Raw genomic sequence first — 20,974 nt, forward strand, 5'->3', positions numbered from 1 at the left:
CCGATCATCAAACAAGACACCAAAAACTGGCATCCAAAAACAACCCACCCCTAAACGGGAAAAAGAGGCAGGCCAAAAAACAACAAACAAAAACCACCAAACACACTATTGAGTTCTCAAACAACACACCCGAGTCTTGTGACCGACCCTTTTCAGGGCAACCCTGCCAGCTTAAACTATCTCGTCCAGCTAGTCAAGACTCTGTTCTCCGCGTTTCCGCGGCGACTCGATTAGATTAGAACTTGCCTTCTTTCGAAGTCAAATCCGCTGGTCAGAGGGGCGCAGCCGTTTTACAGCCGCACAAGATCTAGCTTACCCGCTCGATCTCGGCGCCGAGGCTGAGCAGATTTTCCACGAACTTCGGGTAGCCGCGATCGATGTGGAACACGTCGTGAACTTCGGTGTCGCCGTCGGCGACCAGGCCTGCGAGCACCAGCCCAGCGCCCGCGCGGATGTCGGAAGACCACACAGGCGCACTGGAAAGCTGGGGAATCCCCCGCACCACGGCATGGTGACCGTCGGTGCGGGCGTCGGCTCCGAGCCGGATCATCTCTTCGACAAAGCGGAAGCGGGCCTCGAACACGTTCTCGGTGATCATCGATGTGCCGTCCGCGACCGCCGCCAGGCCGATCGCCATCGGCTGCAGGTCGGTCGGGAAGCCGGGGAACGGCAGCGTCGCGACGTTGACCGCCTTCGGACGCTCGTATTGAACGACCCGGAAACCGTCGTCGGTCTGGGTCACCGTGGCGCCGGCGTCGTGCAACTTGTGCAGCACCAGCTGCAGGTGCGCCGGGTCGACGCCCGTCACCGAGATATCCCCGCGCGTCATCGCCGCGGCTATCCCCCAGGTGGCCGCGACGATCCGGTCGCCGATCACCCGGTGTTCGGTCGGGTAGAGCCGGTCGACGCCGGTGATCGTCAGTGTCGACGATCCCGCACCGCTGACTTGGGCGCCCATCTGGTTGAGCATCGTGCACAGGTCGACGACGTCCGGTTCGCGCGCGGCGTTGTGGATCGTCGTGACCCCCTCGGCCAGGACGGCGGCCATGAGGATGTTCTCGGTCGCACCGACCGACGGGAACTCCAACTGGATCTCTGCGCCGTGCAGAGAATCGGCCTCGGCCACCACGCAACCGTGCTCGATGTTGCACCTGGCACCGAGCTGACGCAGACCCGCCTGGTGCATATCCAGGGGCCGCGACCCGATGGCATCACCGCCGGGAAGCGCCACCTTCGCCTTCTTGCACCTGCCGACCAGTGGTCCCAGCACACACACCGACGCGCGGAATTGGCGGACCGCGGCGAAGTCGGCGTCGTACTTGAGCTCGTCGGGCGAGGTTATCCGGACGACGTCTCCATCGAGTTCCACGGTTGCGCCGAGTCCGCGCAGCACCTCGGCCATCAACGGGACGTCGAGGATGTCGGGACAGTTGGTGATCGTGCTGGTGCCCTCTGCGAGCAGCGCCGCGGCCATCAACTTCAACACACTGTTCTTGGCGCCCCCGACGGCCACTTCGCCCGATAACCGGCAACCGCCGGTCACCACGAAACGCTCGCTCACGCCGGTCAGTGTAAACAGCGTGCTGGGCCATGTCAGGCTGCCGAGCCGCGGCCGAAGGGCACGGCCCGGTACCGTTTTGGCATGGCAGTGCACCTGACGCGGATCTATACGCGGACCGGCGACGATGGCACCACCGGGCTCAGCGATTTCAGCCGGGTTTCCAAGAACGATGCACGGTTGTCGGCCTACGCCGACTGTGACGAAGCCAACGCCGCAATCGGGGTTGCGGTCGCGCTCGGCCACCCTGACGAGCGGATTCTCGAGGTTCTGCGCCAGATCCAGAACGACCTGTTCGATGCAGGCGCCGATCTGTCGACGCCGGTGGTGGCCGACCCCGAATATCCGCCGCTGCGCATCCAGCAGAGCTATATCGACCGTCTGGAGGCCTGGTGCGACGAATTCAACGAGGGCCTGCCGGCGCTGAACTCGTTCATCCTGCCCGGCGGCACCGCGCTGTCGGCGCTGCTGCACGTGGCCCGCACCGTGACCCGCCGGGCAGAGCGGTCCGCCTGGCACGCCGTCGAGACCCACGGCGACGCGGTCAGCGTGCTGCCCGCCAAGTATCTGAATCGGCTCTCGGATCTGCTGTTCATCCTGTCGCGAGTGGCCAACCCCGACGGGGACGTGCTGTGGCAGCCGGGCGGGCAGCGTCAGTAGGAGGACTCAGTAGGATCTCCGGCGCGCCCGGGGAGACGGGCGGGACTCCAGCCAGGATGTGAATGCCGTCAGAGCGCCTCGATCCAAGGCGATCTCGTAGCCGCGACCACGCTCAGGGCTCGTGTCGCGCAGCTCCAGGACGATGATCTCGTCGGTCATGATGTCGAATTCGTCGCCCCGTGGTGAACGCCGGGCGACGATCTCGAGCCCGCGCCGGCTCAGAGTGCGGTCGGGCCACCACCGCAGGCTTGACAGCCGATAGAACCCGGCTTCTCCACCCCGATATCTCATCACTCCGTGCCGCCAACCGTGGCCACCGACCGCGGGAAAATCCCGCAGGATCGCGGCGGTACCGCCAACCTGCCGCAGCTTCCACAGCCGGTAGGACAGCGTGATGACGACGAGCAGAAGGACACCGACGAGCGCGACCATGAACAGCATGGACGCGCTCATCGGCAGTCAGTCCAGTTGGCCCAGGGCGCGCAGGCGCGCGCGACCCCATGCCGCGGTCCGCTCGTCGTCGGACTCCGCGTCCTGCTTGGCCTCGTCGGCGTTGATCTCCGACTCGAACGCCGCGTTCTCGACGAGGATCCGAACCGCTTCCTCGGTGACCGACAGGAATCCGCCGTCGACGGCGATGCGCAGATCGTCCTCACCTTCGCGCTCGACCCGCACCATGGCGTCGTCGACCAGCTGCGCCACCAGCGGGATGTGGCGGGGCAGGATGCCGATCTCACCGGCGGTGGTGCGGGTGAACACGAACGTCGCGTCCCCCGACCACAGCTCGCGCTCCACGGCGACGATCTCGACGTGCAGGTCAGCCATGCCGCACCACCTTCCGCTGAATGCTCTTCGCGCAGACGCTCAACGCGCCGGTGCCCGCCACACTCACAGCTTGGCGCCGAGGCTCTCGGCCTTCTTCGCCAGATCGTCGAGACCGCCGATGAGGAAGAACGCCTGCTCCGGCAGGTGGTCGAAATCGCCCTTGGTGAGCTTGTCGAAGGCCTCGATGGTCTCCTTCAACGGCACCGTGGAGCCCGGCTGGCCGGTGAACTGCTCGGCGGCCATCATGTTCTGGCTCAGGAACCGCTCGATACGGCGCGCCCGGTTCACCAGCTGCTTGTCCTCTTCGGACAGCTCGTCGATACCGAGAATCGCAATGATGTCCTGAAGGTCCTTGTAGCGCTGCAGGATTCGGATGACTTCCTGGGCCACGCGGTAGTGCTCGTCACCGACGACGGCCGGGTCGAGGATCGTCGACGACGACGCCAGCGGATCCACCGCGGGGAAGATGCCCTTCGAGAACACCGACCGGGAGAGCTCGGTGGTCGCGTCGAGATGGGCGAAGGTGGTGGCCGGCGCCGGGTCGGTGTAGTCGTCGGCGGGCACGTACACGGCCTGCATCGAAGTGATGGACCGGCCACGGGTCGAGGTGATGCGCTCCTGCAGCTCGCCCATCTCGTCGGCCAGGGTCGGCTGGTAACCCACCGCGGACGGCATACGGCCGAGCAGGGTGGACACCTCGGAGCCGGCCTGCGTGAACCGGAAGATGTTGTCGATGAACAACAGCACGTCCTGGCCCTGCTCGTCGCGGAAGAACTCCGCCATCGTCAGCGCCGAGAGCGCGACGCGCATACGGGTGCCCGGCGGCTCGTCCATCTGGCCGAACACCAGCGCGGTGTCCTTGAGCACGTTGGCGTCCTCGAGCTCGACCCACAGGTCGTTGCCCTCACGGGTGCGCTCCCCCACACCGGCGAACACCGAGGTACCACCGAAGTTGCGGGCGATGCGGTTGATCATCTCCTGAATGAGCACCGTCTTCCCCACGCCCGCACCGCCGAACAGGGCGATCTTGCCGCCGCGCACGTACGGGGTGAGCAGGTCGACGACCTTCAGGCCGGTTTCCAGCATCTCGGTGCGGGGCTCGAGCTCCGCGAAGGCCGGGGGTTTGCGGTGGATCGACCAGTGCTCGAAGTCCTTGCCGTAGCCGGGCTCGTCGAGGCAGTCACCGAGGGCGTTGAAGACGTGACCCTTGACGCCGTCGCCGACGGGCACCGAGATCGAGGAACCGGTGTCGGTGACCTCCACACCACGGACCAGGCCGTCGGTGGGCTGCATGGAGATGGTGCGGACCAGGTTGTCGCCGAGGTGCTGCGCGACCTCCAGCGTCAGCGTCTTGGACAACTCCTTGTAGGAGATCTCGGCGTGCAGCGCGTTGAACAGTTCGGGTACGGAGCCACGCGGGAACTCCACGTCGACCACGGGGCCGGTGATCCGAACGACGCGGCCGGCAGTCTTTTCGGCGGTAGCTGTCATTTTCTCTTCGCTTCCTAAAGGGGCTTGCTTCTCAGACTATTTGGCGTCGGCCAGTGCGTTGGCGCCGCCGACGATCTCGCTGATTTCCTGGGTGATCTGCGCCTGGCGCTCGCGGTTGGCCGCCAAGGTCAACGCCTTGATCAGATCGTCGGCGTTGTCGGTGGCCGACTTCATGGCGCGCCGGCGCGAAGCCGACTCCGAGGCCGCTGCTTCGAGCAACGCGGCGTACACGCGGGTGGCGACGTAGCGCGGCAACAGTGCGTCGAACAGGGTCTCGGGATCCGGCTCGAACGAGAACAGCGTGTGCGGGCCTTCCTCGGGCTCCTCGTCGCCGACGTACTCGACGACCATCGGGGCGATGCGGCGCGCGGCTGCCGACTGCGACAGCATCGACTTGAACTCGGTGAAGACGATGTGCAGTTCGTCGACACCCAGAATGCCGTCGGCACCCGCGTCGTCACCCTCATCGTCGGCGCCCGACATGAAGGCCGTCACCAGGGTGTCGGCGATCTCGCGGGCGTTCTCGTACGTCGGACGCTCCGAGAACCCGGTCCAGGACTCGACCACCTGGCGCTGACGGAAGCTGAAGTAGCCCAACGCCTTGCGCCCGACGGCGTACAGGACCGGTTCCTTGCCCTCTTCGCGCAGCAGCGAGAACAGCTCCTCGGCCTGCCGGAGCACGTTCGCGTTGTACGCGCCGCACAGCCCGCGGTCCGAGGACACCACCAGCACCGCGGCCCGCCGCGGGTTCTCCCGGGCGACGAGCAGCGGATGATCCAGCGCGCTGGCGCTCGCGAGCTCGGTGAGCATGTTGGTGATCTCGGTACTGTAGGGCCGAGCCGCCTCGACTCGGGCCTGCGCCTTGGCGATTCGCGACGTGGCGATCAGTTCCTGGGCCTTGGTGATCTTCTTGATCGACCCGGCGGAACGGATGCGCCCACGGAGCTCGCGCAGTGTTGCAGCCATCTAGCTCTCCAGACCTTCCCGGTCCTACTTCTTGGGGGCCGGCTTGCGGACCTTGACGGATTCCTTCTCGACGTCTGCCTCGTCCATCGCCTCGGCCTCGGCCTCGTTGACCACCACGGAGCTGCCGTCGGAAGCCGAGAAGCCCTTCTTGAACTCGTTGATGACGTTCACCAGCTTCTCCTCGACCTCCTCGGAGAGCTTCTTGGTCTCGCGGATGCTCTGCAGGATGTCGCTGTGCGAGGCCTTCAAATGCTCGAGCAGTTCGGCCTCGAAACGCGCCACGTCTTCGACAGGAACCGAATCCAGGTGACCGCCGGTGCCGAGGTAGATCGCGACGACCTGGTCCTCGACCGGGTACGGGGTGTACTGGGGCTGCTTGAGCAGCTCGACCAGGCGAGCGCCACGATCCAGCTGCGCCTTGGAGGCGGCATCCAGATCCGAGGCGAACGCGGCGAACGCCTCCAGCTCGCGGTACTGCGACAGCTCCAGACGCAGCGAGCCCGCCACCTCCTTCATGGCCTTGATCTGCGCGGCGCCGCCGACACGGGACACCGACACACCGACGTTGATGGCCGGACGCACGCCCTGGTTGAACAGGTCGGACTCCAGGAAGCACTGGCCGTCGGTGATCGAGATGACGTTGGTCGGGATGAACGCCGAGATGTCGTTGGCCTTGGTCTCGATGATCGGCAGACCCGTCATCGACCCGCCGCCGAGCTCGTCGGACAGCTTCGCGCAACGCTCCAGCAGCCGGGAGTGCAGGTAGAACACGTCACCGGGGAACGCCTCGCGGCCCGGCGGACGACGCAGAAGCAGCGAGATTGCGCGGTAGGCGTCGGCCTGCTTGGACAGGTCGTCGAAGACGATCAGGACGTGCTTGCCGTCGTACATCCAGTGCTGGCCGATGGCCGAACCCGTGTAGGGCGCAAGCCATTTGAAGCCGGCGGCGTCGGAAGCGGGGGCCGCGACGATGGTGGTGTACTCCATCGCGCCGCCCTCTTCGAGGGCGCGCTTCACCGACGCGATCGTGGTGCCCTTCTGGCCGACGGCGACGTAGACGCAGCGCACCTGCTGCTTGGGATCGCCGGTCTCCCACGCCTCACGCTGGTTGAGGATGGTGTCGACACAGACGGCGGTCTTGCCGGTCTTGCGGTCGCCGATGATCAGCTGGCGCTGGCCGCGCCCGATCGGGGTCATCGCGTCGATGGCCTTGATACCGGTCTGCAGCGGCTCGGACACGCCCTGGCGCTGAACCACCGACGGAGCCTGCAGTTCCAGTGCGCGCCGGGTGTCGGACTCGATGTCGCCCTGACCGTCGATCGGCTGCCCCAGCGGGTTCACCACGCGGCCGAGGAACGCGTCACCGACCGGCACCGACAACACCTCGCCGGTGCGCTTGACCTGCTGGCCTTCTTCGATCTTCTCGAAGTCACCCAGGATCACCGCGCCCACGCTGTGCTCGTCCAAGTTCAGCGCGACGCCCAGGACGCCACCGGGGAACTCCAGCAGCTCCTGCGTCATCACCGAGGGCAGACCCTCGACGTGGGCGATACCGTCGCCGGCGTCGATAACGGTGCCGATCTCTTCACGGTCGGACTCTGCGGTGAAGGAGGAGACGTAGTCCTCGATCGCCCCTTCGATGTCAGAAGCCGAGATTGTCAACTCTGCCATGGCTTTTCGTTCCTGCCTTCGTGTTTGTTACTGCTCGAGTTCTGGGGCGGTCAGTCCGGCAGCCCGGTGCGGGCCGCGGCCAACCGCGAGGAGATGGAACCGTCGATGACCTCGTCACCGACCGTGATCAGGAGCCCGCCGAGAACCTCGGGGTCGATGTCGAGCTGAACCGACATCGGGCGTCCGTAGATCCGGCTCAGCACCTCGGTCAACCGGTTGCGCTGCGCGTCGGTGAGGTCGGCCGCTGCGGTGACCTGGGCGACGGCCTCGCCACGCCGGGACACCGCGAGCTCGGCGAGGTCGTTGACCGCGTCGTCGGCGGATTCACCGCGAATCAGGTCGACGGTCTGCGTCAATAGCGCCCTGGTGGTGTCGTTGACACCGTCGCTGCTGTCGAGGACCTTGTTCAGCAGGTTGACACGCTTGTCGGCAGGCACCGTGGTGTCGGCCAACAGCCTGCTCAGCTGCGGCTGCGAGTCGAGCACCCGGCCGAACCGGAACAGCTGGTCCTCAACCTCTTCGCTCTGACCGTCACGCTCTGCGCGGACCAGCAGCGCCAGCCGGGCGACATGCTCGATCGCGTCGACCAGGTTCGCTTCGCTGGACCAGCGTTGCGCGACGGCGGTCTTGAGCAGATCCAGCGTGGCATCGTCGACCTTGCCGCCGAACAACCGCTCGACGAGCTGCTCCTTGGCGGTGGCATCGTCGGCCGGTTCGGCGAGGTACTTGGTGAGTGTGGGCTCGTCGAGGAGCACCTTGGCCACCGCGGCCAGGTTGTCGGCCAACGCGGTCAGAGCGCCGGAGTCGGCATTCTCCGACAGCGACTCGAACTTCTTGACCACTTCGGCGAGCGCCTCGCGGCTGGCGGCGCGCAGATTGAGCGACGCACCCGCCTCGAGCACCGTCGATGACGGAGCCATCGCATCCAGATCGTCGAGGAAGCGGTCGACCGTCGAGGACTGCGCGGCCGGATCGGACACATAGTTGCGGACGATCTCGGTGGCCTTCTCGACGGACTCCGCACCGAGTCCGGTGCGCAGCTGCCGGATGAGCTGCTGGCGCATCAGCTGAACCTGCTGGGCGCCTTGGGCTTTGATCCGCTCGGCTTCAGCGTCGGCCTGCTCGGCAAGCTGAGCGGCGATCCGCTCGGAATCCTGCCGCGCTTCTTCGGTGACCTTGGCCCCTGCCGCCTTCGCGTCCTCGACCGCCTTGGCGTGCATCGCGTCGGCGTCGGCGAGCTTCTTGCTCGCTTCAGCACTCTCGGCCAGGGCGGCCCGCACAGCCTCCTGCTGCCGTTGCATCAGCCCCTTCACGGGCGGCACGACCCACTTGACGATGATGAACACGATGACGGCAAAGCCGATCAGCTGTCCGATGAAGATCGACATCTAACGACTCCCACCTGAATTCACGTCGACGCCCAGGATCCGACTGGCCAGCGTCGCGGACAGGCCGTCGACGGAGGACTGCAAATCCGACCGGGCGGCCGAACCCTGTTGCGACAACTGCTCGTCCGCGGACTGCACCGTCTCGGCGACCTCGCCACTGGCCGCTGCCCGCTTCTCGTCGACCACCTGGCGGCCCGAGACACGGGCCTCATCGCGGATCGACGAAGCCTCGCTGCGGGCGTCGGCCATTGTCTTGTCGTAGTCCGCCTGCGCCGCCGCGACCTGTTCGGCCGACTTGCGGTTGTCGGCAGCGGTCTTGGCCAGCATCGCCTCACGCTCGGCCAAGACCTTGCTGATCGGCGGCACAACCCATTTCGAGATCACGCCGAGCGTGATCAGGAAGATGAGCAGGACGGCGAAGAACGTGCCGTTGGGGATCAGGAAGTTACTGGTCCCTCCGCCCTCTTCGGCGGCGACGAGAGATGTGGTGAGCTCACCCATGCCGGTGGATTACTGCAGGCCCGGAGTGGCGAAGACGAACAGCGCCATGAAGGCCAGGTTGATGAAGTAGGCCGCCTCGACCAGACCAACCGTGATGAAGAACGGCGTGAACAGCCGGCCCTGAGCCTCAGGCTGGCGAGCGATACCGGCGATCAGGGCGTTACCGGCGATACCGTCACCGATACCGGCACCGATCGCGCCGCCGCCCATGATCAGACCGCCGCCGATCAGCGCACCAGCCGTGATGATGGCGTTGGGGTCGATTTCCATTCTCTTATCCTCCTTGGTAACTGGGGGCGGTGCCGCCAGAGTTCGTGATCGTTGCTCGTAGGGACTTAGCGGTAGTGAAGCTCAGTGCTCTCAGTGGTCTTCGTGTTCCAGCTCCATCGACTGGCTGAAGTACAGGATCGTCAACAGCGAGAAGATGAATGCCTGGATCAGGCCGACGAACAAGTCGAAGGTCTTCCAGACGGCGTTCGGCAACCACTGGATGTACCAGGGGAACATCGCGATGAGGGCCACGAGGATGCCGCCCGCGAAGATGTTGCCGAAAAGTCGGAGGGCCAGCGAGATCGGCTTGGCGAGCTCCTCGACGATGTTGATCGGCGCAAGGAACGCGACGTGGCCCTTGACGACCTTGACCGGGTGTCCGATCACGCCGCGGCGCCAGATACCTGCGGCGTGGTAGCAGATGAACACGAACAGCGCCAGCGCGAGCACGAAGTTGATGTCCGAGGCCGGCGCCTTGTACAGCTCGGCCGCCGCGCCGTCGGCGCCGCCGTACTGCAGTGGCAGCACGGCGAGCCAGTTCGAGACGAGGATGAACACGAAGATCGTGACCGCCAGCGGCAACACGAACGGCGCCACCTTCATCCCGATCGCGCTCTCGATCTGCTGACGCATCTGGACGGTCAGGGCCTCCCAGAACAATTGCACGCCGCTCGGCACACCCGTGGCGGTGACCTTTGACTTGAGGTAGAACGCCAGCGCGATGACAATCAGCGCCGAAACGGCGGTGGCCAGGATCGTGTCGCCGTTGAAGGTCATACCGAAGAGTTCGAACACCAGGACGTGGTGCCCGACGTGAATGGCGGCGCCACCTTCCTCCGCGGCGAGGATGGATTCGGTCATGCTTCCCGTCTTTTCCCGTTCAACTGGACCAGCTTGTTCATGTAGGTCAGATCAATCCTTCGAATCCGTGTCGAGCACGTTCAGCCCGTCGCTGCGGATCTTTTTCAGGACGGGGATGCTCGTGCTCATCACGAGCAGCGCCTGGAAGATCGCGAGGCCGAAGAGCACGGCGATGCCGCCGTGTTCCCGGAACAGGAACGCGACGGTCAGCGCGACGGCGGTGATGACGAGTAGACGTGTCGCCGAGTTCACCGCCATCTTCTTCTTCAAGGGGTGTTCCTCGGCGGTGATGGACTCCACGGCCCGGCGCACGAGCAGGGCGTTGACCAGCCCCAGGCCGAGGCCGAGGCCGAAGAACGCGCCGAAGAGGATATTGCCGGTGAACCCTGAGGCCAGAAGTGCAACCGCGGTCAGCGCGACGCACACGATGAGCAGACGCACGGGTCGGAAAGCAACGGACGGAAACACCAACGGCGCATCTTGCGCTGGCGTCGTCACTGCTTCACCTCAATCCGGCGGTCATCAAGCATCGATGGGAACTTCCCGAGCGTCCTGTGCGTGGCGCCCGTAGCGTAACGGAGGGCGTCGGGCGCGCTGGAATCACCCAAGGGGTTGCTCCCTGTTTCGGTCCAAATGTGGTCATTGCGCCAGCCCGGCCGATGCTCTGATCGATGCCATCGAACCGCCCGGAGGCCGGCAACCCGCGAGGTCTTTTTTCGGGTTCTTATTGAACCCTAACACATGGTGAGGGCCACAAAAGAGGGCCTACTACTTTTTGTCGTACACCTCGTCCGGCGCACCGTTTCGGCGGCCCAGCAACGGGATCAGCGTCACGACGATCGCGACCACGACCGCACCCGCCATCACCGCTCCGGTGTGCCGCGGATCGAAGAAGATCGTGCTGGCGGCGCCCAGCGCGGCGATACCGACCCACAGGTAGATGAGCAGCACCACCCGGCGGTGCGAGTGACCGATCTCCAGCAGCCGATGGTGCAGGTGCATCTTGTCGGGACTGAACGGGCTCAACCCCTTGCGGGTGCGCCGGATGATGGCCAGCAGCATGTCCAGGGCGGGCACGAACACCACGGCCACCACCAGTAGGAACGGAGAGAGCAGCGCGAAGACGTCCCGCGCGCCGTAGGCGGTCTGCGAGATCGGGCCCGCGGCCGTGGTGGACGCGGCCGCCAGCATCAAGCCGATCAGCATGGATCCGGAGTCACCCATGAAGATCCGCGCCTTGTGGAAGTTGTGCGGCAGGAATCCCAGGCAGGCGCCGGCGAGCACGACGGAGATCACCGCGGGCGGGTAGAACAGCACATCGCCGCCGTGGTCGCGAAGCAGGCCGACCGAGAACATGCAGATCGCGGATGCGGTGATCAGGCCGAGACCGGCCGCCAACCCGTCGAGGCCGTCGACGAAGTTCATCGCGTTGACGAGGGCAACGGTGAACGCGAGCGTCAGCAGGATGGACGCCACCTGGTCGAGCACGATGGTGCCGACCCCGCCGATCGGGATGTAGAGCACGCTCCAGGCCACACCCATGGTCACCATCACGCTGGCGGCGGTGATCTGGCCGGCGAACTTCGTCAGCGCGTCGAGGCCCCAGCGGTCGTCGATGAGTCCGACCACCATGATCAGCCCGCCCGCGACCACGACCGCAGGCATCCCCGACGAGTACACGAAGCCACGGGTGAGCGCCGGTAGCTGCGACGCCAGCAGCACGGCCGCGACGACGCCGACGTACATCGCCAAGCCGCCCATCCTCGGGACGGGCTGCAGGTGCACGTCGCGTTCCCGGGGGTAGGCCACCGCACCCCAGCGGGTAGCGAGCACCCGTACCAGGCCGGTGGCCAGATAGGTGATGATCGCGGCGGTCAGACCGACCAGCGCGAGTTCGCGCAGCGGCACCCCCGCGCCGCGGTCGGAGAGCGCCATGAGGCTCTCCCCTGCCAGCGCGACCGTCTCGGACGCCGAACCCAGTTGCACAGAACTCCAGATCAATCCGGCGGGGTGGTCAGGGTCGCTGCATCGACGCCGAGCACACCGGCGATCGCGTCCACTGACACCGGGCCTTCCCGCAGCACCCGCGGGTGCGGTCCGGTGAGATCGACGATCGTCGACGCCGCCTGCTGTTCGGCAGGGCCTCCGTCGAGGTAGACCTCGACGCGATCGCCGAGTTGCTCGCGGGCCTGCACGGCGGTGACCGCGGGGGGATGGCCCGAGATGTTGGCGCTGGACACGGCCATCGGTCCGACGGCGCGCAGCAGTTCGATCGCGACGGGATGAAGCGGCATCCGCAGCATCACGGTGCCGTTCGCGTCACCGAGGTCCCACTGCAGCGACGGGGCCTGGTGCACCACCAGGCTCAACGCACCCGGCCAGAACGCCCGGATCAGCTCCTTGGCGCTGTTGGGAACCGAATAGACCAGGCCCTGGATGGTGTGCCACGAGCCGACGAGCACGGGCACGGGCATGTTGCGTCCACGGCCTTTGGCCGCCAGCAGCGCCGCGACCGCGTCGCTGTCGAACGCGTCGGCACCTATGCCGTACACGGTGTCGGTGGGCATCACGACCAGTCGACCGCCCTTGAGCGCACTGATCGCCGACGCGATACCGGCCTCTCGCTGCGCGGGATCGGTGCAGTCGAAGATCACGTCGCTCATACGCGATCCGCCTCCGCTTCTCGCTGGTTCACGTTGATCAGCCTCTCACCCGGCCCGTTCCGCGGTCACGAAACGCGGCCGGCCGGTGAGGTCGTGTCGCGCCGTGACGTCGGTGAATGCCCCGGTTGCGGACAACGCCGCGACGGTCAGTCCGGAAGTGGTGTCGTCGTGTTCGATGCCGCATCGCCCGCCCGGCCGCAACAGTCGTGCCGCCACGTCGACGATGCGGTCGATCACGGACATCCCGTCCGCGCCGCCGAACAACGCATGGTTTGGATCATGTTGCGCCACTTCAGGTTCGAGCTCGACACCGACGGGAATGTAGGGCGGGTTGGCGACCAGCAGGTCGACCGTGCCGTCGAGCTCGCTCAGCGTGTCCTCGGCGGTGACGTCGGCCCGGATCACCGAAACGGCCGTGCCGGAGGCATTACGGTGCGCGTACTGCAGCGCGGAATCGGAGTCGTCGACGGCGATCACCTCGGCCTTTGGGAAGTTCACCGACAGCGCCAGTGCCAGCGCACCGGAGCCGGTGCACAGATCGATGATCCGCGACCGCGCCGGAAGCCGCTGCGCCAGCGCCCATTCCAGAAGAGCCTCGGTTTCGGGGCGCGGTATGAACACGCCGGGCCCGACCTGCACGGTGACGGATCCGAACGCGGCGACGCCGGTGAGGTGTTGCAGCGGTATGCGATCAGCGCGCCTGGCCACCAGTTCACGGAACCGCGCGGCGAACGCGTCGTCGGGCTCTGTGAATCTGAGGCGACCCCGGTCGATGCCTGCCACGTGGGCTGCCAGCAGCTCGGCGTCGACCCGCGGCGACCCGACCCCGGCTGCGGCCAGCACGTCGGCGGCGTCGTCGATCAACTGACGCATCGTCACCGGCCAGTCGGCTACGTTCACGTGTTCTGCAACCGGGCTTGCTTGTCGGCGGCGGCGAGGGCATCAAACAACGGGTCGAGGTCGCCGTCGAGAACCTGGTCGAGGTTGTGCGCTTTGTAGTTGATCCGGTGGTCGGCGATCCGGTTCTCGGGGAAGTTGTAGGTGCGGATGCGCTCGCTGCGGTCCACCGTGCGGATCTGGCTGGCGCGGTCGGCCGAAGCGTCGGCCTGCGCCTGCTCCTCGGCCAGCGCCTGCAGACGGGCCGCGAGCACCTGCATCGCGCGCGCCTTGTTCTGCAGCTGCGACCGCTCGTTCTGGCACGTCACCACGATGCCGGTGGGAAGGTGCGTGATGCGCACCGCCGAGTCCGTGGTGTTGACGCCCTGTCCGCCCTTGCCCGAGCTGCGGTACACGTCGATGCGCAGATCCGACTCGTCGATCTGGACCTGTTCGACTTCCTCGGGCTCGGGATAGACCAGGACACCGGCGGCCGAGGTATGGACCCTGCCCTGCGACTCGGTGACGGGCACCCGTTGCACCCGGTGCACGCCGCCTTCGAACTTGAGCCGCGACCACACACCGTCGGCGGAATCACCCTTGCTCGCGATCGACAACGTGGCGTCCTTGTAGCCGCCCAGATCGGAGGTGGTCTCCCCCAGCATCGTGACCGTCCAACCGTGCCGCTCGGCGTATCTGATGTACATCCGGGCCAGGTCCGCGGCGAACAGCGCAGACTCCTCGCCGCCCTCGCCGGATTTGACCTCCAGCACGATGTCGTCGGCGTCGTGCGGGTCGCGCGGCGCCAGCAGGTCCGTCAGCTGGTTGTCGAGCTCGGCCACCTTGGTGGTGAGTTCGTCGACCTCGGCGGCGAAAGACGCGTCGTCGGCGGCGAGTTCGCGGGCCGCCTCCAGGTCACCGCGGGCCGCGTCGAGCTTGCGGTAGGTGGCCACGATCGGCGACACCTGCGCGAACCGTCGTCCCACCTTGCGGGCGGCGCCCGGGTCGGCGTGCAACTCGGGCTCGGCCAGGCGGGCCTCCAGTTCGGCGTGCTCGGCGAGGATCGCCTCGATCGCCGGCGCGGTCTCGGTCATCTCGCCTCCTCAGCGGTCGGTCTGGACTCTCCTTGATGCGCGAAACGGCGCCCGGCCTGCGCATATGCAGCAGAGCGGGCGCCGTTGCGGCAGCTACTTGGTGCGCTTGCCGTAGCGCTTCTCGAAGCGGGCGACGCGACCGCCGCTGTCGAGGATCTTCTGCTTACCGGTGTAGAACGGGTGGCACTGCGAGCAGACCTCGACGGTGATCTGGCCGCTCTGCTTGGTGCTGCGGGTGTTGAAGGTCGCCCCACAACCACACAGCACGGTGGTCTCGACGTAGTCAGGATGAATGCCCGATTTCATGGTTTCCTCTTCGATCGTGGCCCCGGGTCGCCCTCCCCGTTCTGGGAGGCTGCGGCGTGAACCGGAACCGAGGTGTCGGCGGTCCACCCGGCCGGAAGCCGGCAGACTGGCACTGATTATGCCAGGTCAACCGCCAGCAGCCTAAACGCGCGGTCGGCGTCGACTATTCCTGGTCGGCGACCCTGCGGTAGCCGGAGCCGTCGCGCCGCCACAGTGTCCGGCCCGCGGGCCGCACCCCCATCGCGATGAGCTCGCGTTTGAGGATCTTGTTGGTGGCCGTGCTCGGCAGCTCGTCGGCGATCCACACGTGCCGGGGCCACGCCTTCGGTGACAGGTCGGGCTGGGCGGCCAGGAACCGGGCGAACTCGTCGGGGGTGAGCCTCGCCTCGTCCTGCAGCACGATCGCGGCCATCACCTGGTCGCCGACGAACTCGTCGGGCACCGGGTACACCGCCACCATGCTGATGGCCGGTTGCCGGATCAGGATGCGCTCGATCGGGGCCGCGGTCATGTTCTCGCCGTCCACCCGCATCCAGTCCGCGGTGCGGCCGGCGAGGTAGATCCAGCCGTCGGCGTCCCGGTAGGCAAGATCGCCGGACCAGAACATGCCGTGCCGCATCCGGTCGTCGGTGGCGTCCTGATCGTTGTAGTAGCCGGCGAACATCCCGGCGCCCTGGGTGTTGACCAGCTCCCCGATCGCGTCGTCGGCGTTGCGCAGCGCGCCGTGCTCGTCGAACTCGGCGACTGCGCACTCGGTGAGGGTTGCGGAGTTGTAGATGGCGACGCCGGGAAAGCCCTTGCCGATGGAGCCGGGCGGACAGCCTTCCTCGCGGGTCACGGTGACCGCGTTCTCGGTGGATCCGAAGCCGTCCCACACGTCGCACCCGAAACGGCGGGAGAACTCGGCGATGTCGCGGTCGGTGGCCTCGTTACCGAACGCCACCCGGAGCGGGTTGTCGATGTCGTCGGGCCGCTCGGGAGCGGCCAGGATGTAGGCCAGCGGTTTGCCGACGTAGTTCATGTAAGTGGCGCCGTAGCGGCGGATGTCGTCGACGAAGCGCGACGCGCTGAAGTGCGCGGGAGCCATCGCGGCGCCGGAGTTGACCGCGACGGCCCAGCCGGCCAGCACCGCGTTGCTGTGGAACAGCGGCATCGACAGGTAGCAGACGTCGTCGGAGGTGAGCTGGTAGCGGCCCACCAGCGCCGCGCCGGCCAGCACCACCATCGCCTGCATCATCTTCACGGCCTTGGGGTCCCCGCTGGTGCCCGAGGTGAAGATCAGCATGAATGTGTCGGTCGCGGCGACCTCTCGGTGCGGCGTCAGAGGTCCGGCCGCGACGGTGAGCTCCTTCCATGCCGGGGTGCCGACCTCGAGCACCCGCACCCCGGTGAGGTCGAGGCCGTCGAGCAGGTTCCGGTGATCGCCGTCGGTGATCAAGAACTGGCAGTCGGCCCGGTGGATGTCGCGGGCGAGCGCTTCGCCGCGGCGCGTGTTGTTGATCCCGCACAGCACGTAGCCGCCCAGCCCGGCCGCGGCCATCGCGGTGAGCATGTCCGGAGTGTTGCCGAGCAGCACCCCGACATGCAGGGGCCGATCGGGGTCTGCCGCGCCGATCAGGGCCGCCGCTTGGGCAGCGGCCTCGTCGAGGTGCTCCCGCCAGGTCCAGGTGCGTCCCTCGTAGGTGACCGCGACGGCGTCGCTGTCCGCGCGTTCCCGCAGCAGCTGCTGCACTGTCTCGGCCAAACCCGGTCCACCTCCAAATGAACAGATCAAGAAAACTGTCTACTGTTCCGGCCGGACGAAGCGTACCTCAGCCGTCCCGCCCCGTTCATTTGCGAAGATATGTTGATGAACGCCGCCGCCGTAGCGAATCCAGTGCCGAATTCGGGGGCTAAGCCCGAGATCAGGCCGGTCCGGGACCGGTTGATCGATGCGGCCGAACAGTGCCTGATTGCCAAGGGGATTCGCGCGACCACCGTTTCCGAGGTCGCCGAGGTGGCCGGCGTCAGCCGCGGATGGCTCTACCGCCACTTCCCCGACAAGAACGAACTTCTCGGCGCCGCGATCGTCCGCCTCAACGACGCGTTCTGGACCGAGTCCCGCACCCGCCTCGACACGCTGACCGGACTCGACGAGCAGATCGCGGCGGGGGTGGAACTGGCGCGCAGGGAATCCGAGGCGCCCGGAGCGCTGGTGCTCAAGCTGCGCCAGGAGGAGCCGGAGGCTTTCACCGCATGCGTCGGACTGGGCGTGCGGGGACTCATCCCCGAGATCGCGGCGTTCTGGGAGCCCTACGTGCAGGCCGCTGTCGAGCGCGGTGAGATCCACCCGGGCACCGATCGCGCCGAGGCCGCCGAGTGGATTGCCCGGATCATGATGAGCCTGGCCACGGTCCCGGGCGAGAAGTGCGACGTCGACAATCGCGAATCGGTGCTGCGGCATGCCCGCCGCTACCTGGTTGCGGCCCTGCGCAGCGATCCAGCCGGGAGCTGAGCTAGCCGAGTTGCTGGGCGGTCTGACGTCCGGTCATCAGCAGGAGTAGGGCACTGATCGGCGCCGCAACCTCGCGGCCGTCGCCGGCGACGAAGTCGGCATCGGTGGCGACCAGGCGGGTTCCGGCCAGCCGGCGGCGGGCGTGGAACGGAAAGCCCGTCGCCCAGACACGTTCGGCGGCCGCGGCCGCGGCATCGACGGGCATGGGCCGGTCGACGCCGAGCGGAATGCAGATGTCCTGGGTGTGGACCAGCACGTCGATCAACGGTTCGAGCGCGGTGGTTCCAGGCGGGTGGCGCCGGCTGCCGACGACGGCACGCAGATTCGCCGCGATCTCGGCGGGCGCCCTGGCGTCGGTGACCGCCATCCGGTTCACCACGGCGTTGAAGCGGAAGCCACTGCGCGCGGCCTCCACGAGCATGCGCGGGGTGCTGATCGTCGAATGCGTGAGATGGGCGGCGACGTTGCGGACGGTCCAGCCGGCGCACAGCGACGGCGAGTCCCAGAGCGCCGGGTCGCCGGCGTCGATCTCGTCGAGGAGGTCGGCGAGCTCGGACCGCTCCGTGTCGATGTGATGCCAGACGGCGTTGCTGTCCACGGTCACCCCCGAGGTGGTTTTTAGTCAGTTTCACTGACGAATTTAGTCAGTATCTCGCACTAAAGTCAACGCATGGATTCCCAGCCCGGCACCGCGGTGCTGATGTACATCGCCCACCGCGAGGTTCAGAGTCGGGTGATGGCCGCGCTGGCCCGGTCGGGGGTGGACGACGTGACGGTTGCGCAGTCACGGCTGCTGCAGCGGCTGGACCCGGCCGGGATGCGGCTGACCGACCTGGCTGAACAGGCCCGGGTGACCAAGCAGACCGCGGGTGCGCTGATCGACCAACTCGAGCGTGCAGGGTACGTCACGCGCCTGCCGGATCCCTCGGACGCCCGGGCGCGTGTGGTGACACTGACCGACAAGGGGGCCGAGCTGTGCCGGCGGGCCGGAGCGGAGGTGGCACGCATCGAGCAAGAATGGCGGAAGCACCTGGGCGACAAGGCTTTCGATGCGATGCGCACAGCGCTTCTATCGCTGCGCGAGATCACCGACCCCTACCTGTGAGGCCCGGTGTGGCCGGCCGTGCTCGGCACGGGCGACCACACCGCACCACTTAGTCGTTGTCGGCGCCGCCGGGGGTGTTCTTCGACACCTGGACCAGGAACTCGTAGTTGTTCTTGGTCTTACGCAGCTGGCTCATCAGCAGATCGATGGCCTGATGCGGATCGAGCCCGGACAGCACGCGGCGGAGCTTGTGCACGATGGCGAACTCATCGGGCGAGAGCAGCAGCTCGTCCTTGCGGGTGCCCGACGGGTTGACGTCCACCGCCGGGAACACCCGGCGCTCGGCGATCTTGCGGTCAAGCTTGAGCTCGGCGTTACCGGTGCCCTTGAACTCTTCGAAAATCACCGTGTCACCGGTCGAGCCGGTCTCGACCATGGCCGTGGCGATGATCGTCAGCGAGCCGCCCTCTTCGATGTTGCGCGCCGCGCCGAGGAACCGCTTCGGCGGATACAGGGCGGTGGAGTCCACACCACCGGACAGGATGCGGCCCGACGCCGGCGACGCGTTGTTGTACGCGCGGCCCAGCCGGGTGATCGAGTCCAGCAGCACCACGACGTCCTTGCCCTGTTCGACCAGGCGCTTGGCCCGCTCGATCGCCAGCTCGGCGGCCTGCGTGTGATCTGAGGGCGGCCGGTCGAAGGTGGACGCGATGACCTCGCCCTTGACCGAACGCTGCATGTCGGTCACCTCCTCGGGACGCTCGTCGACGAGCACGACCATGAGGTGGCATTCGGGGTTGTTGCGGGTGATCGCGTTGGCGATGTCCTGCATGATCGTGGTCTTACCGGCCTTCGGCGGAGACACGATCAGGGCGCGCTGGCCCTTGCCGATCGGCATGATCAGGTCGATCACGCGGGTGGTCAGCTTGTCGGAGCTGGTCTCCAGGCGCAGCCGCTGGTTCGGGTACAGCGGGGTGAGCTTGGTGAACTCGGGCCGCTTCTTGGCCTCCTCCACGGGCTTGCCGTTGACGGTGTCGAGGCGAACCAGCGGGTTGAATTTCTGCCGCGGATTCTTGTCGCCGCCGTCGTTGTCACGGGGGACGCGAACGGCACCGGTCACGGCGTCGCCGCGGCGCAGGCCGTTCTTGCGGACCATGTTCATCGAGACGTACACATCGTTCGGCCCGGCCAGATATCCCGAGGTGCGGACGAACGCGTAGTTATCGAGCACGTCGAGGATGCCGGCGACGGGCTGCACGACGTCGTCTTCGCGCAGTTCGGTCTCGCGGTCACCGCCGCCACCCCCGTCGCCACCGCGCTCGCGCCGCCGGCGGTCGCGGAACCGGCGACCACGCCGCCCCTGACGGCCGTCGCCGTCGTCGTCGCTGGTGTCGGTCGAGCGGCCACGATTCTGACCGCCCTGCTGGTCGCCGCCGTCGGCGCGGGTGTCCGCCTCCGAATCGGACTTCGCGGTCTGACCGCCGCCCTGGCCCCTGCCCTGACCGGCGTTCTGGTTGTCCCTGCCGTCGCGGCCTTCGCGGCCACCCTGCTGGTCCTGTTGGGCTTTCTTACGGCCCTCGGCCTGACCGGACTCCGGCTGACCGGCGTCGGTCCGGTCCTGCTTGTTCTGCTCGGCTGCGTCGTCATCGGCCTGTTCGCCGGTTTGCCCGCCGGCCCGGGGGCCGCCCTGCTCACGCGAGGACCCGCGACGCTCGCGGCGGCGGGTCTGGGGCTGCCCGTCGGCGTTCTCCTGGGAGGCGCCTTCGTCCGCCGGCTGTTCGGCGGGCTGAATCGGCACGGCAGTGTCGGCGGCGGGCGGCTGCTCGGCGGTGCCGTTCTTGGCCTGCGGCTTGTCCTTGGCTTCGCCGCGGCGTTCACGAATGGCCGCGATCAGTTCGCTCTTGCGCATGCCGGAGGCGCCTTCGACGCCGATCTCCTTGGCGAGAGCGCGCAGTTCGGGCAGCACCATGCTGGTCAGAGCGCCGCGCCGGGCCGGTGCGGCCGCCTGCGCATCACCCGCGGCGGGCGCCGCAGCGGGCGCTCCTGCATCGGCGGGTGACGAAATGTCTGCGCTCACGGTGCCAGGCAGCTCGCCGCTGTCGGAGCCGCCAGCCGTGATGAGGTCCGTATCAGTCACGGATTTCCTTTCTTCCCTCGCTGATCAGGTCACGCGAGGGTTCAGTGCGCTCAGCTGATCCGCTGAACGCCGAGGTCACACCATTGCCACCGCAACGGTGATCGCCAGGTCTCGCCGCGATACAGCGAGCCGTCAGTCCACAAAATTGAACACCTGAAAGAAGAGTCG

The 20,974-nt window shown here is 67.0% G+C and carries 22 protein-coding genes; 3 read left to right on the top strand and 19 right to left on the bottom strand.

Features of this window, described 5'->3' with window-relative positions:
* Nucleotides 1-307: 307 nt before the first annotated feature.
* Complete coding sequence (gene murA / locus ACXMYJ_RS23790; RefSeq protein ID WP_260754615.1) at nt 308-1,561, bottom strand: UDP-N-acetylglucosamine 1-carboxyvinyltransferase; 1,254 nt, start codon at nt 1,559-1,561, stop codon at nt 308-310.
* Nucleotides 1,562-1,642: 81 nt separating this feature from the next.
* Here murA and ACXMYJ_RS23795 point away from each other — a divergent pair, with 81 nt between their 5' ends.
* Nucleotides 1,643-2,218, top strand: coding sequence for a cob(I)yrinic acid a,c-diamide adenosyltransferase (locus ACXMYJ_RS23795; RefSeq protein WP_260754616.1), 576 nt, complete (start codon nt 1,643-1,645; stop codon nt 2,216-2,218).
* Between the two features lie 6 nt (nt 2,219-2,224).
* Here the strand turns inward: ACXMYJ_RS23795 and ACXMYJ_RS23800 are convergent, their stop codons facing one another.
* The 16 genes from ACXMYJ_RS23800 to fadD1 form a co-directional block, all read right to left on the bottom strand.
* Nucleotides 2,225-2,671, bottom strand: coding sequence for a DUF2550 domain-containing protein (locus ACXMYJ_RS23800; RefSeq protein WP_260754617.1), 447 nt, complete (start codon nt 2,669-2,671; stop codon nt 2,225-2,227).
* Nucleotides 2,672-2,677: 6 nt separating this feature from the next.
* Nucleotides 2,678-3,043 carry a F0F1 ATP synthase subunit epsilon gene (locus ACXMYJ_RS23805; protein WP_260754618.1) on the bottom strand — a complete coding sequence of 122 codons (366 nt, stop codon included), beginning with the start codon at nt 3,041-3,043 and terminating at the stop codon, nt 2,678-2,680.
* A gap of 63 nt (nt 3,044-3,106) precedes the next feature.
* On the bottom strand, nt 3,107-4,534 hold the full coding sequence (atpD, locus tag ACXMYJ_RS23810; RefSeq protein ID WP_260754619.1) for a F0F1 ATP synthase subunit beta: 1,428 nt from the start codon (nt 4,532-4,534) through the stop codon (nt 3,107-3,109).
* A gap of 36 nt (nt 4,535-4,570) precedes the next feature.
* Entirely contained in the window at nt 4,571-5,500 is a 930-nt protein-coding gene (locus ACXMYJ_RS23815; protein ID WP_460359025.1) for a F0F1 ATP synthase subunit gamma, read from the bottom strand.
* A 24-nt stretch (nt 5,501-5,524) separates the two neighbouring features.
* On the bottom strand, nt 5,525-7,171 hold the full coding sequence (atpA, locus tag ACXMYJ_RS23820; protein ID WP_460359026.1) for a F0F1 ATP synthase subunit alpha: 1,647 nt from the start codon (nt 7,169-7,171) through the stop codon (nt 5,525-5,527).
* A 50-nt stretch (nt 7,172-7,221) separates the two neighbouring features.
* Nucleotides 7,222-8,559, bottom strand: coding sequence for a F0F1 ATP synthase subunit B/delta (locus tag ACXMYJ_RS23825; protein ID WP_460359027.1), 1,338 nt, complete (start codon nt 8,557-8,559; stop codon nt 7,222-7,224).
* Nucleotides 8,560-9,060 (bottom strand): F0F1 ATP synthase subunit B, encoded by a 501-nt coding sequence (locus ACXMYJ_RS23830; RefSeq protein WP_460359028.1) that lies wholly within the window; start codon nt 9,058-9,060, stop codon nt 8,560-8,562.
* Nucleotides 9,061-9,069: 9 nt separating this feature from the next.
* Nucleotides 9,070-9,324, bottom strand: a complete 255-nt coding sequence (locus ACXMYJ_RS23835; protein ID WP_197420417.1) for a F0F1 ATP synthase subunit C — start codon at nt 9,322-9,324, stop codon at nt 9,070-9,072.
* Nucleotides 9,325-9,420: 96 nt separating this feature from the next.
* Nucleotides 9,421-10,191 carry a F0F1 ATP synthase subunit A gene (atpB, locus tag ACXMYJ_RS23840; RefSeq protein ID WP_260754624.1) on the bottom strand — a complete coding sequence of 257 codons (771 nt, stop codon included), beginning with the start codon at nt 10,189-10,191 and terminating at the stop codon, nt 9,421-9,423.
* 51 nt (nt 10,192-10,242) lie between these two features.
* Entirely contained in the window at nt 10,243-10,689 is a 447-nt protein-coding gene (locus ACXMYJ_RS23845) for an ATP synthase subunit I (protein WP_260754625.1), read from the bottom strand.
* Nucleotides 10,690-10,959: 270 nt separating this feature from the next.
* Nucleotides 10,960-12,126 carry a glycosyltransferase family 4 protein gene (locus ACXMYJ_RS23850; protein ID WP_260754626.1) on the bottom strand — a complete coding sequence of 389 codons (1,167 nt, stop codon included), beginning with the start codon at nt 12,124-12,126 and terminating at the stop codon, nt 10,960-10,962.
* Between the two features lie 62 nt (nt 12,127-12,188).
* Nucleotides 12,189-12,854, bottom strand: coding sequence for an L-threonylcarbamoyladenylate synthase (locus ACXMYJ_RS23855; protein WP_260754627.1), 666 nt, complete (start codon nt 12,852-12,854; stop codon nt 12,189-12,191).
* A gap of 45 nt (nt 12,855-12,899) precedes the next feature.
* A complete protein-coding gene (prmC, locus tag ACXMYJ_RS23860; RefSeq protein WP_460359038.1) occupies nt 12,900-13,727 on the bottom strand; it encodes a peptide chain release factor N(5)-glutamine methyltransferase in 828 nt (275 codons plus the stop codon).
* A gap of 23 nt (nt 13,728-13,750) precedes the next feature.
* Nucleotides 13,751-14,824 carry a peptide chain release factor 1 gene (gene prfA / locus ACXMYJ_RS23865; protein WP_260754628.1) on the bottom strand — a complete coding sequence of 358 codons (1,074 nt, stop codon included), beginning with the start codon at nt 14,822-14,824 and terminating at the stop codon, nt 13,751-13,753.
* Between the two features lie 93 nt (nt 14,825-14,917).
* Nucleotides 14,918-15,130, bottom strand: coding sequence for a 50S ribosomal protein L31 (gene rpmE / locus ACXMYJ_RS23870; protein WP_260754629.1), 213 nt, complete (start codon nt 15,128-15,130; stop codon nt 14,918-14,920).
* A gap of 163 nt (nt 15,131-15,293) precedes the next feature.
* Complete coding sequence (gene fadD1, locus ACXMYJ_RS23875) at nt 15,294-16,874, bottom strand: fatty-acid--CoA ligase FadD1 (protein ID WP_443187176.1); 1,581 nt, start codon at nt 16,872-16,874, stop codon at nt 15,294-15,296.
* 105 nt (nt 16,875-16,979) lie between these two features.
* Between fadD1 and ACXMYJ_RS23880 the strand changes: the two genes are divergently transcribed.
* Nucleotides 16,980-17,624 (top strand): TetR/AcrR family transcriptional regulator, encoded by a 645-nt coding sequence (locus tag ACXMYJ_RS23880; RefSeq protein WP_260754631.1) that lies wholly within the window; start codon nt 16,980-16,982, stop codon nt 17,622-17,624.
* A gap of 1 nt (nt 17,625) precedes the next feature.
* Here ACXMYJ_RS23880 and ACXMYJ_RS23885 read toward each other — a convergent pair whose 3' ends face one another.
* Nucleotides 17,626-18,222 carry a maleylpyruvate isomerase family mycothiol-dependent enzyme gene (locus ACXMYJ_RS23885; RefSeq protein WP_460359029.1) on the bottom strand — a complete coding sequence of 199 codons (597 nt, stop codon included), beginning with the start codon at nt 18,220-18,222 and terminating at the stop codon, nt 17,626-17,628.
* 72 nt (nt 18,223-18,294) lie between these two features.
* Here ACXMYJ_RS23885 and ACXMYJ_RS23890 point away from each other — a divergent pair, with 72 nt between their 5' ends.
* Nucleotides 18,295-18,729, top strand: coding sequence for a MarR family winged helix-turn-helix transcriptional regulator (locus ACXMYJ_RS23890; protein WP_260754632.1), 435 nt, complete (start codon nt 18,295-18,297; stop codon nt 18,727-18,729).
* Nucleotides 18,730-18,778: 49 nt separating this feature from the next.
* Here ACXMYJ_RS23890 and rho read toward each other — a convergent pair whose 3' ends face one another.
* Nucleotides 18,779-20,806, bottom strand: coding sequence for a transcription termination factor Rho (rho, locus tag ACXMYJ_RS23895; RefSeq protein ID WP_460359030.1), 2,028 nt, complete (start codon nt 20,804-20,806; stop codon nt 18,779-18,781).
* Nucleotides 20,807-20,974 lie beyond the last annotated feature (168 nt).

The sequence above is a fragment of the Mycobacterium sp. ZZG genome (assembly GCF_054786995.1).

Excerpts from the sequence above, each read along its gene's own strand:
- ACXMYJ_RS23890 (WP_260754632.1), top strand. The coding sequence starts at position 18,295 with ATGGATTCCCAGCCCGGCACCGCGGTGCTGATGTACATCGCCCACCGC.
- prfA (WP_260754628.1), bottom strand. The coding sequence starts at position 14,824 with ATGACCGAGACCGCGCCGGCGATCGAGGCGATCCTCGCCGAGCACGCC.
- rpmE (WP_260754629.1), bottom strand. The coding sequence starts at position 15,130 with ATGAAATCGGGCATTCATCCTGACTACGTCGAGACCACCGTGCTGTGT.
- ACXMYJ_RS23830 (WP_460359028.1), bottom strand. The coding sequence starts at position 9,060 with ATGGGTGAGCTCACCACATCTCTCGTCGCCGCCGAAGAGGGCGGAGGG.
- ACXMYJ_RS23825 (WP_460359027.1), bottom strand. The coding sequence starts at position 8,559 with ATGTCGATCTTCATCGGACAGCTGATCGGCTTTGCCGTCATCGTGTTC.
- atpA (WP_460359026.1), bottom strand. The coding sequence starts at position 7,171 with ATGGCAGAGTTGACAATCTCGGCTTCTGACATCGAAGGGGCGATCGAG.
- ACXMYJ_RS23815 (WP_460359025.1), bottom strand. The coding sequence starts at position 5,500 with ATGGCTGCAACACTGCGCGAGCTCCGTGGGCGCATCCGTTCCGCCGGG.
- atpB (WP_260754624.1), bottom strand. The coding sequence starts at position 10,191 with ATGACCGAATCCATCCTCGCCGCGGAGGAAGGTGGCGCCGCCATTCAC.
- ACXMYJ_RS23805 (WP_260754618.1), bottom strand. The coding sequence starts at position 3,043 with ATGGCTGACCTGCACGTCGAGATCGTCGCCGTGGAGCGCGAGCTGTGG.
- ACXMYJ_RS23850 (WP_260754626.1), bottom strand. The coding sequence starts at position 12,126 with ATGGCGCTCTCCGACCGCGGCGCGGGGGTGCCGCTGCGCGAACTCGCG.
- ACXMYJ_RS23880 (WP_260754631.1), top strand. The coding sequence starts at position 16,980 with ATGAACGCCGCCGCCGTAGCGAATCCAGTGCCGAATTCGGGGGCTAAG.
- atpD (WP_260754619.1), bottom strand. The coding sequence starts at position 4,534 with ATGACAGCTACCGCCGAAAAGACTGCCGGCCGCGTCGTTCGGATCACC.
- ACXMYJ_RS23855 (WP_260754627.1), bottom strand. The coding sequence starts at position 12,854 with ATGAGCGACGTGATCTTCGACTGCACCGATCCCGCGCAGCGAGAGGCC.
- prmC (WP_460359038.1), bottom strand. The coding sequence starts at position 13,727 with ATGCGTCAGTTGATCGACGACGCCGCCGACGTGCTGGCCGCAGCCGGG.
- ACXMYJ_RS23800 (WP_260754617.1), bottom strand. The coding sequence starts at position 2,671 with ATGAGCGCGTCCATGCTGTTCATGGTCGCGCTCGTCGGTGTCCTTCTG.
- ACXMYJ_RS23795 (WP_260754616.1), top strand. The coding sequence starts at position 1,643 with ATGGCAGTGCACCTGACGCGGATCTATACGCGGACCGGCGACGATGGC.